At 63.1% G+C, this 15,047-nt stretch carries 11 protein-coding genes; 7 read left to right on the top strand and 4 right to left on the bottom strand.

Annotation, left to right across the window (positions count from 1 at the left end; translation table 11 throughout):
• Window positions 1-82: 82 nt before the first annotated feature.
• A complete protein-coding gene (locus QQS14_RS00650) occupies window positions 83-1,192 on the bottom strand; it encodes an HD domain-containing protein (protein ID WP_285904947.1) in 1,110 nt (369 codons plus the stop codon).
• Between the two features lie 75 nt (window positions 1,193-1,267).
• Here QQS14_RS00650 and QQS14_RS00645 point away from each other — a divergent pair, with 75 nt between their 5' ends.
• From QQS14_RS00645 to QQS14_RS00635, 3 genes are all read left to right on the top strand, one after another.
• Entirely contained in the window at window positions 1,268-2,167 is a 900-nt protein-coding gene (locus tag QQS14_RS00645; RefSeq protein WP_285904946.1) for a biotin--[acetyl-CoA-carboxylase] ligase, read from the top strand.
• 75 nt (window positions 2,168-2,242) lie between these two features.
• A complete protein-coding gene (locus tag QQS14_RS00640) occupies window positions 2,243-5,944 on the top strand; it encodes a pyruvate carboxylase (protein ID WP_285904945.1) in 3,702 nt (1,233 codons plus the stop codon).
• 233 nt (window positions 5,945-6,177) lie between these two features.
• The gene (locus tag QQS14_RS00635; protein ID WP_285904944.1) at window positions 6,178-9,768 is read left to right on the top strand and encodes a PEP/pyruvate-binding domain-containing protein; all 3,591 of its coding nucleotides are present in this window, start codon (window positions 6,178-6,180) and stop codon (window positions 9,766-9,768) included.
• Window positions 9,769-9,838: 70 nt separating this feature from the next.
• Here the strand turns inward: QQS14_RS00635 and QQS14_RS00630 are convergent, their stop codons facing one another.
• From QQS14_RS00630 to QQS14_RS00620, 3 genes are all read right to left on the bottom strand, one after another.
• Window positions 9,839-10,453, bottom strand: coding sequence for an FMN-dependent NADH-azoreductase (locus QQS14_RS00630; protein WP_285904943.1), 615 nt, complete (start codon window positions 10,451-10,453; stop codon window positions 9,839-9,841).
• A 22-nt stretch (window positions 10,454-10,475) separates the two neighbouring features.
• The gene (locus QQS14_RS00625; protein WP_285904942.1) at window positions 10,476-10,757 is read right to left on the bottom strand and encodes a hypothetical protein; all 282 of its coding nucleotides are present in this window, start codon (window positions 10,755-10,757) and stop codon (window positions 10,476-10,478) included.
• A 153-nt stretch (window positions 10,758-10,910) separates the two neighbouring features.
• Window positions 10,911-11,288 carry a flagellar protein FlaG gene (locus QQS14_RS00620; RefSeq protein ID WP_285904941.1) on the bottom strand — a complete coding sequence of 126 codons (378 nt, stop codon included), beginning with the start codon at window positions 11,286-11,288 and terminating at the stop codon, window positions 10,911-10,913.
• Window positions 11,289-11,531: 243 nt separating this feature from the next.
• Here QQS14_RS00620 and QQS14_RS00615 point away from each other — a divergent pair, with 243 nt between their 5' ends.
• From QQS14_RS00615 to QQS14_RS00600, 4 genes are all read left to right on the top strand, one after another.
• Complete coding sequence (locus QQS14_RS00615) at window positions 11,532-12,650, top strand: FapA family protein (protein WP_285904940.1); 1,119 nt, start codon at window positions 11,532-11,534, stop codon at window positions 12,648-12,650.
• A gap of 8 nt (window positions 12,651-12,658) precedes the next feature.
• The gene (locus QQS14_RS00610) at window positions 12,659-13,411 is read left to right on the top strand and encodes a motility protein A (RefSeq protein ID WP_285904939.1); all 753 of its coding nucleotides are present in this window, start codon (window positions 12,659-12,661) and stop codon (window positions 13,409-13,411) included.
• Window positions 13,412-13,494: 83 nt separating this feature from the next.
• Window positions 13,495-14,259 (top strand): OmpA/MotB family protein, encoded by a 765-nt coding sequence (locus tag QQS14_RS00605; RefSeq protein ID WP_285904938.1) that lies wholly within the window; start codon window positions 13,495-13,497, stop codon window positions 14,257-14,259.
• Window positions 14,260-14,272: 13 nt separating this feature from the next.
• Window positions 14,273-15,037 (top strand): flagellar motor protein MotB, encoded by a 765-nt coding sequence (locus QQS14_RS00600; RefSeq protein WP_285904937.1) that lies wholly within the window; start codon window positions 14,273-14,275, stop codon window positions 15,035-15,037.
• The last annotated feature ends 10 nt before the right edge of the window (window positions 15,038-15,047 follow it).

Here is a 15,047-nt window from a genome sequence, read left to right as displayed (position 1 = left end):
TCGGCTGGCCCGCAACGCGGACCGGTTGCTTTCGCATACCACCAAAGCTTGTGCCTTTCCAGAGGGCTGATCGAAAAAGCGATTATTTTCTGCGCGGGGCCAGGGCCTGGGCGCGCAATTGGCGCAGCCGGGTGCCGGAGTCAGGGCCGAGGCCGCGCTGCTCGCTGGGCAGCCGGACCGCCAGGACGCGCCGGATGTCGCGCGCGGCCAGATGCCAGTCGTCCACGTCCTGGTCGGCGGTGACCAGCCGGAACAGCCGCCGCAGCAGGCCGCAGCGGTGCAGGTCCATGAGCATGTCCACCTTGGTGCCCGGGCGCAGCTCGCGATACCGCGCGGCGGTCATGTGCCACTGCGCGCCCTTGCGCCCGGCCAGGGCCAGGGTGTTGGAAAGCCGGATGCGCCGGGCCAGGGTGTCGGCCATGTCCGCGCCGATCCTGTCGTGGCCGTGGTGGCTGGGCAGTTTTTCCTTCGGGGTGACGGTCTTGCCGATGTCGTGGCATAGCCCCATCCACACGGCCACGCCGTCTCCGGCCAGACTGTCCATGACCCGGCAAGTGTGCTCCAGCACGTCGGTGTCGTGATAGGGCGCAGGTCCAGCCGGAATGTTAATGCTTTGCTTGAACTCTGTGAGCCACGGGTCAAGGCAGTCAGCTTTGGCAAGCAATCTCAAATAGTTGCCAGGGGATTCGGAAAGCAGCGCCTTGCGGGTCTCCTGCCCGATGCGGTCGGGGGGTAGGGTGGCGATCAACCCCCTGGCAGCCACCAGTTGCATGATCTCCACCAATTCGTCGTGGGGGTTGAAGTCGGGCATCTTGGCCCAGAACCGGGCGGCCCGGAACACGCGCAGGGGGTCGTCCAGAAACGACTGGCGCGAGGCCGGGCGCAGGGTGCGCGAGGCCAGATCGTCCAGACTGTCCGGGTGGCAGATCAGGTCGCCATCCTGGTCGATGAGCATGGCATTGACAGTCAGGTCGCGCGACCGTAGTTCTTCGTCCAGGGGGGCCTTGCGCGGAAAGGAGAACTCCAACCGGTCCAGCAGGAAGACCGGAAAGCTCCGGCCCACCTCCCTGGCCTGGGGGAAGCGCTGTGCGAACTCCTGTCTGGTCGCGCCCGTGACAAGGTAATCCCTGTCGGCGACGGGTCTGCCCAGAAGAAGGTCGCGGACCGCGCCGCCTGCCAGATACACATTCATTTCATGGACTTTATCATAAGGTAACTCATGCTGCCACCAGGAATTTTTGCATGGATATCGGGCCATGGCGAGAGCGTGGCCCCGACCACGCCCGATGACTTGGCCCGGGCGCACCCCACCTGGGAGGCCGACATCAGCGCCTTTGGCCCGTGGACAGACGCCGTTGAAGTGGCCGGCTTGGGTCGATTCGTGGCCGCCCAAGGGAGCGCCGAAGAACGTTCGCGAAAGACGGAGCCGGGGCAGGTTATCGTGGTGGTCGGAGAGTGCGACTCGACCATGGAGGCGGCGCGGCTGCTGGCCGGGGCCGGTGTGCTTGGCCCGTGGGACGCGGTGACGGCTGTGCGCCAGCGCGGCGGGCGTGGCCAGATGCGTCGCCCCTGGGTTTCGTCGGCGGGCAACGTCCATGTCTCGGTGATCATGCCCGCGTCGCCGAGCGATGGACCGTGGCGCGAGGCCGCTACCGACCTGCTGCCCCTGGTGGCCGGGCATGTCTGCGCCGAGGTGCTGGAGCCACTGGGCTGTCGCATCGAGATCAAATGGCCCAACGACCTCCTGCGCAACGGACGCAAGGTGGGCGGCATGCTCATCGAGGAGCGAAATGGGCTGGTCGTTCTGGGTGTCGGCCTCAATCTCGTCGAGTCTCCGGCCGATGGGCTGATGCGCGAAGATCATTCTGTCCCGGCCGGAACTCTGGGAATTGCGCACCCCCCGGGCGGCGCGCTGGTCCTGTGCGAAGCCCTTGTGAACCGTGGAAGAAATGTGTATGCAACCTTGTTCGACGAGTTGGAGCCATCACGGTTCCTGTCCGCCGTCACGAACCGCCTGGCCTGGCATGGTCGGCGAGTCCGTGTCACGGAGGGAGGGCAGGAATCCTATCAAGCTGAAATAGCGGGCCTTTCATCCAAGGGAGGGCTTGTCCTGCGGCGGGCGGGCAGGGAAGTTGTTCTCTACTCCGGTTCCATATTTCCCCTGTAGGCTCTGTCTGGCGAGGCCGGACGGGCCGGTACGATGTTTTTCGGTCACACATGCGCAAGGAGATCAGTGAATTCCATGAAGCCGAAGACCTTTGAAGAGGTTCTGGAAGAGGTCAAGGGAAAACGGATTCTTGTCGCCAACCGGGGCATTCCCGCGAGGCGCATCTGCCGTTCCATCACCGAGATGTTCAACGCCAAGGCGATCATGACCGCCACGGACGTTGACAAGACATCTCCGGCCACATCGGGGGCCAATGAGCTGCTCATGCTCGGTGCCGACCCCCGCGCCTATCTCGACCTTGACCGCATCATCCGTGAGGCCAAGGCCAGTGGCATCGTCGCCATTCATCCCGGCTGGGGATTCGGCGCCGAGGACGACTCCTTCCCGGCCAAGTGCGAGAAGGCGGGGCTCATCTTCATCGGTCCCCGGCAGGAGCCCATGCGCATCCTGGGCAACAAGGTGGCGGTGCGCAAGCTGGCCATCGAGCAGGGAGTGCCCGTGGTGCCCGGCTCCGACGGCGCGGTCTCCATTCCCGAAGCGCGCGAGATCGCCCACAAGATCGGCTTTCCGGTCATGCTCAAGGCCGAGGGCGGCGGCGGCGGACGCGGCATCTACGAGGTGTATCGCGACGAGGAGCTGGAAAACGCCTTTGCCAAGGCCTCGGCCCTGGCCCAGGCATCCTTCGGCAACCCGCGCCTGTATGTGGAAAAGCTGCTCACCTCTGTCCGCCACATAGAGATCCAGGTCATCGCCGACCATTACGGCAATGTCTTCTGCTTTGACGAGCGCGACTGCTCGGTGCAGCGCAACCACCAGAAGCTCGTGGAGATCACGCCCTCGCCCTGGCCCAGGTATTCCGAGGCCCTGCGCGAGAAGCTCAAGGAGTATTCCCGGCGGCTGGTCACGGCCGTGGGCTACTACTCCCTGGCCACGGTGGAGTTCCTTGTGGGTGCTGACGGCGAGCCCTACCTGATCGAGGTCAACACCCGGCTCCAGGTGGAGCACGGCATCACCGAATGTCGCTATGGCGTTGATCTGGTGGAAGAGCAGATCGCCATCGCCTTTGGCTCCACCCTGCGTTTTTCCGAGGAGACCAACAAGCCCTATCAGTGGGCATTCCAGTGCCGCATCAACTGCGAGAACCCACAGAAGAACTTCGAGCCCAACTCCGGGCGCATCACCCGCTACGTGTCGCCCGGTGGCCAGGGTATCCGCATCGACTCCTGCGTGGGCGACGGCTACCGCTTCCCCTCCAACTATGACTCGGCGGCCGCACTGCTCATCGCCTACGGCAACTCGTGGAACAAGGTAGTGGCCCTCATGGGCCGCGCCCTGCGCGAGTACATGATCAGCGGCGTCAAGACCACGGTTCCGTTCCACCGCAAGATCGTGGAGCACCCGAAGTTCATCGAGGCGGAATACGACACCAATTTCGTGCGCCACAACTACGCGGAACTCATGGACTACTCTGACCGCGAGCCCGACTCCCTGCGCCTGACCCGTCTGGTGGCCGAGATATCGGCCCTGGGGTACAACAAGTACGTGCGCCTTGGCGAATACCGGGGCCGCGACGACAGGAGAGTCGGCCGCTTCGAACTGGCGGACCCGCCCGAGGCGGTCACCTGGTTCGAGCCGCGCATCACGCGCGGCATGGACCGCGACACCATCCTGGACACCCTGCGCGCCGATCGCGAGGCGGGCGTCGTCCACATGACGGACACCACCACCCGCGACATCACCCAGTCCAACAGCGGCAACCGCTTCCGCATGGCCGAGGACAGCATCATCGGCCCGACCCTGGACAAATGCGGCTTCTTCTCCATCGAGAACGGCGGCGGGGCGCATTTCCACGTGGCCATGCTGGCCAACATGACCTATCCCTTTGCCGAGGCTGCCGAGTGGAACAGGTTCGCCCCGCACACCCTCAAGCAGATTCTCATCCGCTCCACCAATGTCCTTGGCTACAAGCCGCAGCCAAAGAACGTCATGCGCCTCACTGGCGAGATGATCAACGAGCACTACGACGTCATCCGCTGTTTCGACTTCCTCAATCACATCGAGAACATGCGGCCATTCGCCGAGGTGGCGCTCGCCTCGACCAGGAACATCTTCGAGCCCGCCCTGTCCCTGTCCTGGGCCAAGGGTTTTGATGTCGATCGCTACCTGGCCGTCACCGACGAGATCATCGCCATGTGCGCCGATGTGGCCGGAGTGAGCGCCAAAAAGGCCGAGCGCATGATCATCCTCGGCCTCAAGGACATGGCGGGCGTGTGCCCGCCCCGGTTCATGCGCGACCTCATCGGGACCATCCGGGCCAAATACCCGGAGCTGGTCATCCACAGCCACCGCCACTACACCGACGGCCTGTTCGTGCCCACCATGGGAGCCGCTGCCGAGGCTGGCGCGCACATCGTGGACGTGGCCGTGGGCGCTGCCGTGCGCTGGTACGGCCAGGGCGAGGTGCTCTCCACCGCCGCCTACATCGAGGACGAGATCGGCCTGAAGACCCATCTCGACAAGGACATGATCCGCTCGACCAACTTCCTGCTCAAGCAGGTCATGCCCTATTATGATCGTTATACCGCCCCGTATTTCCAGGGCATCGATCACGACGTGGTCCGCCACGGCATGCCCGGCGGGGCCACCTCGTCATCCCAGGAGGGGGCGCTCAAGCAGGGGTACATCAGGCTTTTGCCCTACATGCTCAAGTTCCTTGAGGGCACGCGCAAGGTGGTGCGCTATCACGATGTCACCCCGGGCTCGCAGATCACCTGGAACACCGCGTTCCTGGCCGTGACCGGCGCCTTCAAGCGCGGCGGAGAGCGCGAGGTGCGCCGCCTGCTCAATGTCCTCGACATCGTTAACCTCTGCAACGAGGCGGACCTGACCGACCTTGAGCGCGAGGCCCGGCTTGATCTCTATCGCGACTCCAACGACGCCTTCCGCAACCTGCTGCTGGGCAAGTTCGGCAAGCTGCCGCTCGGCTTCCCGGCCGACTGGGTCTACCAGTCCGCCTTTGGCAAGGGGTGGGAAACCGCCATCGCCGAGCGCACCGAGGCCTCGCCCCTGACCACCCTGGACGACGTGGACCTCGCCGCCGAGCGGGAGGCCCTCCAGGCCCGGCTGCACCGCCAGCCCACTGAGGAAGAGTTCATCATGTATCTCAACCATCCGGGCGATGCCATCAATACCATAGAGTTCTGCGAAAAATACGGCAATATCAACAACCTGCCAGTGGATGTCTGGTTCGAGGGGCTGGAGAAGGGCGTGGTGCTCAACTTCCAGGGCAACTGCCGCAAGCCGCACATGATGCGCATCCTCGACATATCCGAGCCGGACGAGAACGGCATGGCCGTGGTTCGCTATGTGCTCGACTCCGAGATCATGAGCCATCAGGTGCGGGTGACCGAACCCGAGGTGGGAGGCAAGGAGCGCAGCGAGATGGCGGACCCATCCAACATCTACCATGTGGGCTCGCCGAGCAACGGCGACCTCTGGGTCACCCACGTGCGGCCCGGCGACAAGGTCAAGGTGGGCGAGGAGCTGTTCAACATCTCCATCATGAAGCAGGAAAAGTCCATCCTCGCGCCCATAGACGGCGTGGTCCGCAGGGTCATCAAGTCCGCCAACTACACCGAGGACCGCAAGATGGTGCCGGTGGTCGAGGGCGAACTGCTGGTGGTGCTCGGGCCGTCGGCCGGGGTGTGTCCCACCTGCAAGTTCGAGGCACCCGGAGAGGAGTGCAATTTCTGCCCCAACTGCGGGCAGAAGATGTAGGGAGCGTCCCTCCTGCGCGAGCGGGGGGATTTTCGCGCGGTCAGGTGATAAATGCGACCCGTTTCCCCCTGTATCATTGACGGGGAGTGGGATTACCCTGTAAGCGGGTAGTCCAGGACAGAATCGGGATCGCTCTTTGATTGTTCACTAATCATCAGCAGGGAGCCGTGGGCCTCGGATCGGGGGGGATTGGGATTCCGCCTTGAACTGCACGGACTTTCCAGGAGGAAGAGATGGCCAAGACCCAGAAAAAGCCCGCCCAGAAGGCTGAAAACGCCAAGGCCGCCAATACGGGGGCAAACACTGAGAGTCTCGAAGAGAAGCTGGTTCTCAACGGTGCCGAAATCACCCTGATAGGCGAAGAGGCCGAGCTTCTCGTCGGCGGCAAGAACTACAATACCGCCATCATCAGCCAGGTTCAGGGCATCAGGACTCCGGAATTCCGGGCCATTTCCTCGCACGCTTTCCATACCATCCTTGACGAGACCAAGGTCAACGCCGCCGTGGTCCGGTCCACCGTGGACAAGGAGTACAATCAGGTCGATTGGCACTCCGACGAGGTGAACCAGGACTCCGAGTTCCTCCAGAAATTCGTGCGCCATGTGGGTCGCAAGATTCGCGAGCAATCGGCCAAGCAGTCGGGTACGCCCATCAAGCTGCGCACCTTCATCAACAACGTCGTCGAGGGTTTTGCCACCTCGCCCGAGGGCATCGACCAGCTGCGCAAGCGTTCGGTGCTGGTCCAGTCCGCCATTTTATCCGTTGATATTCCTGAAGCCATCGGTGCCGAGGTCATGAGCGCCTACCAGTCCATCTGCAAGGAGGCGGGCATGGACGACGTGCCCGTGGCCGTGCGCTCTTCCGCCGCCGGAGAGGACAGCCGCAAGAAGGCCTTTGCCGGACTCCAGGACACCTACCTGAACATCATCGGGGCTGACGAGTGCCTCGAAGCCTATCACTGGGACTGCGCCTCGGCCTACAACCTGCGCTCCATGACCTACCGCCGCGAGGCGATCCTCGACGCCATCACCAAGGCCGAGGAGACCGGCGACGACTCCATCGCCGAGACCGCCAAGAAGGAGTGGGCCATCGAGCACACCTCCCTTTCGGTGTGCATCATGCGCATGATCAATCCGGTCATCTCGGGCACGGCCTTCAGCGCGGACACCGCCACGGGCTGTCGGGGCACGGACCGCAACGATCTCGTGTCCATCGACGCCAGCTACGGCCTGGGCGAGGCCGTGGTGGGTGGCATGGTCACCCCCGACAAATTCTACGTCTTCCAGCGCAACGGCGGCCGCGAGGTGGTCATCCGCTACATGGGCTGCAAGGAGAAGAAGATCGTCTACAAGGAGGACGGCAGCGGCACCCATGTGGTCAAGGTGCCGGACAACGAGGTCACCCGCTGGGCGCTCTCCATCGCCCAGGCCGAGATGGTGGCCCACGGCGTGCGCGCCATCTCCAAGGCCTATGGCGACATGATCATGGACACCGAGTTCTGCATCGACAAGACCGACCGGCTCTGGTTCGTCCAGGCGCGGCCCGAGACCCGCTGGAACGAGGAGCTTGAGCAGCACCCGGACACCATTTTCATGCGTCGCCTCGAAGTGGACAAAAAGGCCGTTGATTCGGCCGAAGTCATCCTCGAAGGCAACGGCGCGTCGCGCGGGGCAGGGCAGGGTACGGTCAAATACCTGCGCTCCGCCCTGGAACTGAACAAGATCAACAAGGGCGACATCCTGGCCGCCGAGCGCACCGACCCGGACATGGTCCCGGGCATGCGCATTGCCTCGGCCATCCTGGCCGACGTGGGCGGCGACACCAGCCACGCGGCCATCACCTCACGCGAGCTGGGTATCCCGGCCATCATCGGCATTCAGCGGCTTGAGGCTTTGCGTTCCCTTGATGGCCAGCAGATCACGGTGGACGGCACAAGTGGCAAGGTCTACCGCGGCGAACTGCCCCTGGTGCAGGTGGGCGGCGAGATCAACCTCGCCGAACTGCCCGCCACCAAGACCAAGGTGGGCCTCATCCTGGCCGACGTGGGGCAGGCCCTCTTCCTCTCCCGCCTGCGCACCGTGCCCGATTTCGAGATCGGCCTGCTGCGCGCCGAATTCATGCTCGGCAACATCGGGGTGCATCCCATGGCCCTTGAGGCCTATGACAAGGACACCCTCAATGATCTGGTCGAGGAAAAAATCCAGCAGATGGACAACCATCTGACCAAGGTGATGAAGGAGCAGCTCGCCGCCGGCCTCATCCGCATGCCGCTCAAGCTGCGCGAATACGTCGGGCTGGTTACCGGCCTTTCCGTCAAGATGGACTCACTGGCCGAGCAGGAAGGGTCGCGCAGCACCGACGAGGTGCTGGCCATGCATCGTAAGCTTCGCGAGATGGACCACAAGCTCGACGAGCACATCTCCTATTCCACAGACCGGCTTGACGTGCTCAAGACCTCCATTGATCTTGAGGCCCACGTGGCGGTCATTCTCGGCTATCATGACATGCTCGAACCCATGCCCGAGCAGCGTAGCGAGGCGTGGAAGAGCCGTCAGGAGCACGAGATGATCGTGGCCGAGTACGTCAAGCGCCTCAAGAACCACCCCGAGATCGTGGCCTACCTCGATCAGGTCACGGCCCTCCGCGAAGAGGTGGCCCTCAAGATGGGGCTCAAGTCCGAGATGGACGAGGTGGCCACGCTGCCCGACCGCATCCGCAACCTGCTTGAGGCGCGCGGTTACACCTCGGGCAAGGAAAACTACATCCAGACCCTGGCCCAGGGGCTGGCCCTCTTTGCCATGGCCTTCTACGGCAGCAACATCATCTACCGGACCACGGACTTCAAGTCCAACGAGTACCGCAACCTGCTGGGCGGCCTGCTCTTCGAGGCGCACGAGGACAACCCCATGATCGGCTACCGGGGCGTGTCGCGCAACATTCACGACTGGGAGCTGGAGGCCTTCAAGCTGGCCAGGGGCATCTACGGCGGCAAGAACCTGAGCATCATGTTCCCCTTCGTGCGCACCCTGGAAGAGGCACGGAGCATGAAGCGCTACCTCAAGCAGGTCCACAACCTGGAATCCGGCCGCGACAACCTCAAGGTCATCCTCATGGCCGAGATTCCGAGCAACGCCATCCTGTGCAAGGAGTTCCTGCATGAGGTGGACGGCTTCTCCATCGGTTCCAACGACATGACCCAGATGGTGCTGGCCACGGACCGTGACAACGCGAGCCTCCAGCATATCTACGACGAGGAGGACCCGGCCGTGGTCTGGGCCATCCTCGCGGCCATCTTCGCCGGCCAGAAGGTGGGCAAGAAGGTGGGCTTCTGCGGCCAGGGCGTCAGCAACAGCCTCATCCTGCGCGGGCTGGTGGCCGTGGCTGGCATCGTCTCCGCTTCGGTGGTGCCCGACACCTATCAGCAGACCAAGTTCGACATGGCTGCGGTCGAGGCCGAGAACATCAGGACCCGTGATCTGGGCAAGTGGCTCAAGCAGCAGCACATGAACGGGCTGCGCAAGCTGCTCGAAGAGAACAGCTACGGGCATATCCTCAAGAAATACAAGTCCCCCGAGGACTTCATGGAGTGGTACGAAGGCGAGCTGGACCGTTTCAGCGAGCAGTTGCGCGAGCACATGGAGACCCCCAAGGAAGAGTTCTACCGCCAGGAGATGGAGCAGTTCCGCGGCATGTTCCACAAGCCGGTCATCTATGCCAGCTGGGATTGGCACCACACCGTGGAAGACGCCATGCGCCACGCCGGGTTCGCCTCCTTCGACGAGCAGGAAGCGGCCTTGGAGGCGCAGCGCGCCAAGAGCTGGTAGAGAGCATACGCCACAACGACGAAAGGCCCCCGCCATGACATGGCGGGGGCCTTCTTGCGTGGGGTCGTAATCAGAAGCTCCGGGCGATCTCAAGGGCCTTTTCGATGGCCTGGGCCTTGGAGGCGTCGCGCGGACCGTCGCCAGCTAGGGTGGGCTGCACGGCCACGCTCTTCACGTCAGTGATGCCGATGAAGCCGAGATAGAAGGTCATGTAGTCTTCCTGGAAGTTGTAGGGCGAGCCATCGGGGTAGTCGCCGCCCCGGGCATAGGCGATGAAGGCCGGGGCGTTGACCAGCCCCTTGTAGCCGCCGCCCTCGGGCACGAAGGTGTAGGTGGGCTGGGCCACGATGTCCATGAAATGCTTGAGGCGGTAGGGCAGGGAGAAGTTCCACATGGGGATGGCGAAGACGTATTTGTCCGCGCTCTTGAAGTCCTCGATGACTGTTTCCACAGCGCGCCACGCCTTCTTGTCCGCCTCGGAGAAGGGGCGACCGTGCATGATGTTGTACTTGCCCACCAGGGTTGGCCCGTCAAGGGGCGGCAGGTCCATGGCGAAAAGGTTGCGCTCAAGGATCTCGACGCCGGGGTCGGCGGCCCGGCATGCCTCGATGAAGCGGTCGGCCACGGCGATGGAGTGGGAGCGTGCGCCTCTGGGGGACGCCTTGATGTACATGATCCTGGTCATGGGGAATCTCCTTGGACAGGGTTCAGATGGTCAGGTCGGCCACGGCACCCCGGCCGCTCATGATGGTGTTGTTGACCGCCTGCGCGGTGTCGTAGTCGGTGCCGGTGGACCCGAGATCGGTGCCCGAGCCGAAGAAATCGCTGGTGCGCGACGCCACCTCAGCCCCGGCCACCGCCTGCTCGCCGGTGTCCGGCCCGATGCGGTTGGCGGCGGACAGAACGGTGCTGGTGGTCTCCTTGACGGTGTCAGCGCCGCGCATCAGATTCTCGGTCAGCGCGGACACGGACTCGGTGGAAATGCTCATGCCGGACATGGCTGCCTCCGGTTTCTGGTGTCCTGATGACAATATGCATGATGCGGATGCGGTTGGCAAGGGAATGGGGAAAAGGGCAATGCGGAAGCGCCGCCGCCTGTTGGCTGACGGGGGCGGCTCGTGTTGCGACGTGAGTCTCTGCGATCAGGATCGGGCGTCGAGGAATCCCCGTTCCAGGTTTTCGAGGGACTTGGAGAGCTTGATCATGTCGTCGCTCGGGATCTTGCGGATGGTCTTTCCCTCGCCGTTGACGATCTCGACCTGGACGGTGTCGTTGTCCTCGATGATGTTGAACTTCAGCTTGACGTTGCTCGCTTCGAGGGTCTTTTCCATTCCGGCGGCCAGGGCGGCCACGTCTTCCCTGGAGAGGGGGGCGGGCTTCTCGTCCTTTGCGCTGCCGTCACGGATGGGCGGCGTCTCCCTGGTCTCCGGGTCGCGGGCCGGGGGCCTGGCCACTGTCTTGGCGGGGGTGACGCCCTCCAGGCGCAGATCCCGCTCTCTTGATATTTCGGAGAAATTCATGGTCTCCCTCCCTGGTGTTGCACGAATACTCCAGGCCTTTACACCTGTCTCGACATTCTTATCGTCATTTTTTTGATAATCTTTAGGGAGTCTGGCCCGCGACCGGAACGGGCAAAATCATTGACGCAGGGCGTAAAATGAAATAGAATTTGATTTAGTATAAAAGTGTTTCAATTTGGTGACTTGCGGCTCGCTCAGCGCGAGCCATTCCATTTTTATCAAGGGTTTCCGCACCGAGGCGTGATGCCTTATTGGCTCAAACACCACTTCAATCCCGATCTGGACCAGCAAATCCTCAGGCCCGAGCATCAGGACGACGGCAGCGTCGATCACTACGAGCTGAACTTCGTTCAGAGCGTGGAGACTGGGGATGTCATCGCCCAGTGGGTTGATCTGGCCGATATGCCCGAAGGCGGGGCTGATCCGCGATTCGTTTTCGAGGACAAGATCTTTCCCGCAGGCAAGGGGACGGGCATCAAACGCGCCAGTCCCGATCAACTTTTTGCGGCGGTGAACGGGTACGTGTGCTACCAGGATGGGAAGATCGTCGTGCTCGACACCCTGACCCTGCCGTCGGAGGTGGATTTTCGCACTGGAAACATCAACTTCATCGGCAACGTGATCATCGGCGGCTCGGCGCGCGGCGGGTTTGCCGTGCGCGGACGCGAGGTTACCATCCAGGGGCAGGTCGAAGGGGCGCGCGTCGAGGCGCTGCGCGGGCTCAACTGCCGGGGGGGCGTCAAGGGCGGCAAGACCGCCTTTCTCGAGGCCGGGCGGACCATGAAGCTCGCCTTTTGCGAATACGCCACCCTCAAGGCCCAGGAGGACATCCTGGTCAAGGGTGCCCTCATGCACAGCGATGTGTACGCGGGCCGCAGGCTGGCCGTGGGCGGCAGGCTCACGGGCGGCCGCATCCACTGCCACGAGTATGTCTATGTGGGCGAGCAACTCGGCGGCGGCCTGGACACCGACACCTCGCTGGTGGTGGGATACGATCCCGGGCTGCTTTTTACCGACGCCGAATATGACAGGCGCATCCATGGGCTGCACGAGGAGATGGTCGCCTGCGAAAAATCCATCAAGCGGGGCGAGAATTCGCGCCAGTGCGGGATACGGCTCGCGGCGGTCAGCCATGAACTCGGACTGCTCAAGACCCTCAAGGTCAAGTTGTGGGAAGGCATCCGGGGAACCGGGCAGGTGGACAGGTGCCGGATACTGGTGCCCGGAGTGGTCAAACCCGGGGTGGAGATCAGCATCGGCTCGGCCTTCCTGAAGGTGGATGACTTTCTTGAGGACGTGTACTTCTACCACGAGAACGATGAGGTCAGGATTGGCGCATCGGCTCACAAATTCATGAGATAAGAGACTGTATGGATATCGCAACGCTGATTGGCCTGTTCGGTGCGTTCGGGCTTGTCCTCACCGCCATCTTCATGGGTGGTAATGCCGCCGGATTCATTGATATTCCGTCGGTGGCGGTGGTCATCGGCGGGACCTTTGCGGTCACCTTTGTCATGTTCCCGCTGGGCGTGGTCATCGGCACCATCAAGGTGGGGCTGAAGACGCTGATGTTCAAGTCCAACGATCCCCAGGACATCATCCGGCTCATTTCCTCCCTGGCCGATACGGCGCGCAAGCAGAGCCTTGTGGCCCTGGAGAAGGCACCCATCGAGGACCCTTTCCTCAAGAAGGGCGTCATGCTGGTGGTGGACGGGTCGAGCGAGACTCTGGTCCGCTCGGTCATGGAAATCGAGCTTGAGTTCATGAAGCAGCGCCACCGCCAGGGGCAGTCCGTATTCCGGGGCATGGGCACCATGGCTCCGGCGTTCGGCATGATCGGCACCCTGATAGGGCTGGTCAATATGCTCTCCAACCTTTCAGACCCTTCCTCCATTGGCCCGGCCATGGCCGTGGCCCTGCTGACGACATTCTATGGCGCGGTCCTGGCCAACTGCGTGTTTCTGCCCATGGCCACCAAGCTGGAGGAGCGCTCGGCCGAAGACGCCCTGTTCATGCAGATTATGATCGAGGGCGTGGCCTCGCTCCAGCGGGGCGACCACCCGAGCGTGGTCAGGGAAAAGCTCCAGGCATTCCTGGCGCCCGCCATGCGTGATCAGGCGTGATCAAGCGGCGGGGCGAGATGCGGCCAAGGGCCTTCCGGGGCAGGCCGCAACCCATGGCAAAGAAACAACGGGCACGGTAGGGCATGGCCAGGAAAGAGGAACCCGTCATCAGGCGAAAACCGCCGCAGGAGCCGCCGCCAGCACCGGGGCTTCCGCCGTGGATGGCCACCTTTGCCGACATGATGACCCTGCTTCTTTGCTTTTTTGTGCTCCTGCTCTCCTTTGCCGAGCAGAGCGAGCAGAAGTATCGCGACGCCCTTGGTTCCCTTCAGGGGGCCTTTGGCGTCAGGGAGTTGCGCACGGTGTCAGACACCATGGCCCGGTTCGACACCAGCCAGGCCGCCAAGGAGATGGTGGACCGGATATCCCCGGACGACAGGCTCCTGCTCGGCGTGATCATGCGCATCAAGTCGCTGATGGAAAACGAGGACCGGATGATTCAGGAAGGCACCGGAGTGAGCGCGGACCGCGACGGCGTCGTGTTCACCGCGGATTCGGCCATACTGTTCCGTTCCGGCACGGCAGACCTTGCCTCAGGGGCCGAGCAAGTGCTCGACAAGGTCATTGACGTGCTCAAGGAATACAAGCTCAGCCTTGTGGTGCGGGGCCATACCGACGACAGGCCCATCTCCTCCGTCAAGTTTCCTTCCAACTGGGAGCTGTCATCGGCCCGGGCGGCCGTGGCCCTCGACTACATCCTGCGCAAGGGCGGCATCGACATCAACCGGGCCAAGGCCGTGGGCTATGCCGACACGCGCCCCGCAGTGCCCAATGACTCGGACGAGCACCGTCTGATGAACCAGCGCGTGGAATTTTACCTGCACATGCCCCAGCGCGATGCCTGGTAGTCCGGCTTAAGCCATGACTAGAAATAAGAATGAAGCCCAGCCGCAGCAAGCTCAGCAAGAGGGCGTGCAGCCCGCCCCGCCGAAGAAGGAGCCGGGCATTCCGCCGTGGATGGCCACATTTGCCGACATGGTGACGCTGCTCTTGTGCTTTTTCGTGCTCCTGCTCTCCTTCACCAACATGGACGTCACCAACTTCCGCCTGCTCATGGGGTCCATCCAGCAAGCGTTGGGTGTCCAGTACGAGGACAGCGGCGCGCTCTCCGCGCCCTTTGCGGACGCCTCCTTTGCCGAGCGCCGCAGCGTGCGCGAAAATCGGGAAATCGTGGAAGTGGGTGCGCGGCTCAAGGATTTCATTCGGGCCAGGGACCTGACCCACATGGCCCGGGTCAGCGCGGACAAGTCCGGGGTCATGCTCCGCTTCGACAACAGCACCGTGTTCCGCGAGGGGTCGGCCGAACTGACTCCCCAGGCGCGCGAGGCCCTGGCCGTGGTCATCGCCGGGATGGAGGGCAGCGACTTCAACCTGGTCATCCGCGGCCACACCGATGGCGAACGGCCCCAGAGTGGCCTCTATGCCTCCAATTGGGAGCTTTCGGCTGCCCGGGCCGCCGCCTGCCTGCGCTTCATCCTCGAACACTCGAATGTCCCGGCCAGACGGATGAAGGCCGTGGGCTATGCCAGCGCAAAACCGCTGGTGCCGAGCACCTCCGAGGAGAACAGGCGGATCAACAGGCGGGTCGAGTTTTTCTATCTCCCGGCAGGCCGCGCCGACTGGTGACGATGTGCGC

The organism is Pseudodesulfovibrio pelocollis, assembly GCF_030282845.1.
GTDB lineage: Bacteria > Desulfobacterota > Desulfovibrionia > Desulfovibrionales > Desulfovibrionaceae > Pseudodesulfovibrio > Pseudodesulfovibrio pelocollis.
Note: the sequence above shows the minus strand (reverse complement) of the source record. Positions and strands in the feature narration are given on the sequence as shown.

What these genes read in the sequence shown, in the direction of transcription:
- QQS14_RS00650 (WP_285904947.1), bottom strand. Translation starts at nt 1,192, where the DNA reads ATGAATGTGTATCTGGCAGGCGGCGCGGTCCGCGACCTTCTTCTGGGC.
- QQS14_RS00640 (WP_285904945.1), top strand. Translation starts at nt 2,243, where the DNA reads ATGAAGCCGAAGACCTTTGAAGAGGTTCTGGAAGAGGTCAAGGGAAAA.
- QQS14_RS00635 (WP_285904944.1), top strand. Translation starts at nt 6,178, where the DNA reads ATGGCCAAGACCCAGAAAAAGCCCGCCCAGAAGGCTGAAAACGCCAAG.
- QQS14_RS00630 (WP_285904943.1), bottom strand. Translation starts at nt 10,453, where the DNA reads ATGACCAGGATCATGTACATCAAGGCGTCCCCCAGAGGCGCACGCTCC.
- QQS14_RS00625 (WP_285904942.1), bottom strand. Translation starts at nt 10,757, where the DNA reads ATGAGCATTTCCACCGAGTCCGTGTCCGCGCTGACCGAGAATCTGATG.
- QQS14_RS00620 (WP_285904941.1), bottom strand. Translation starts at nt 11,288, where the DNA reads ATGAATTTCTCCGAAATATCAAGAGAGCGGGATCTGCGCCTGGAGGGC.
- QQS14_RS00615 (WP_285904940.1), top strand. Translation starts at nt 11,532, where the DNA reads ATGCCTTATTGGCTCAAACACCACTTCAATCCCGATCTGGACCAGCAA.
- QQS14_RS00610 (WP_285904939.1), top strand. Translation starts at nt 12,659, where the DNA reads ATGGATATCGCAACGCTGATTGGCCTGTTCGGTGCGTTCGGGCTTGTC.
- QQS14_RS00605 (WP_285904938.1), top strand. Translation starts at nt 13,495, where the DNA reads ATGGCCAGGAAAGAGGAACCCGTCATCAGGCGAAAACCGCCGCAGGAG.
- QQS14_RS00600 (WP_285904937.1), top strand. Translation starts at nt 14,273, where the DNA reads ATGACTAGAAATAAGAATGAAGCCCAGCCGCAGCAAGCTCAGCAAGAG.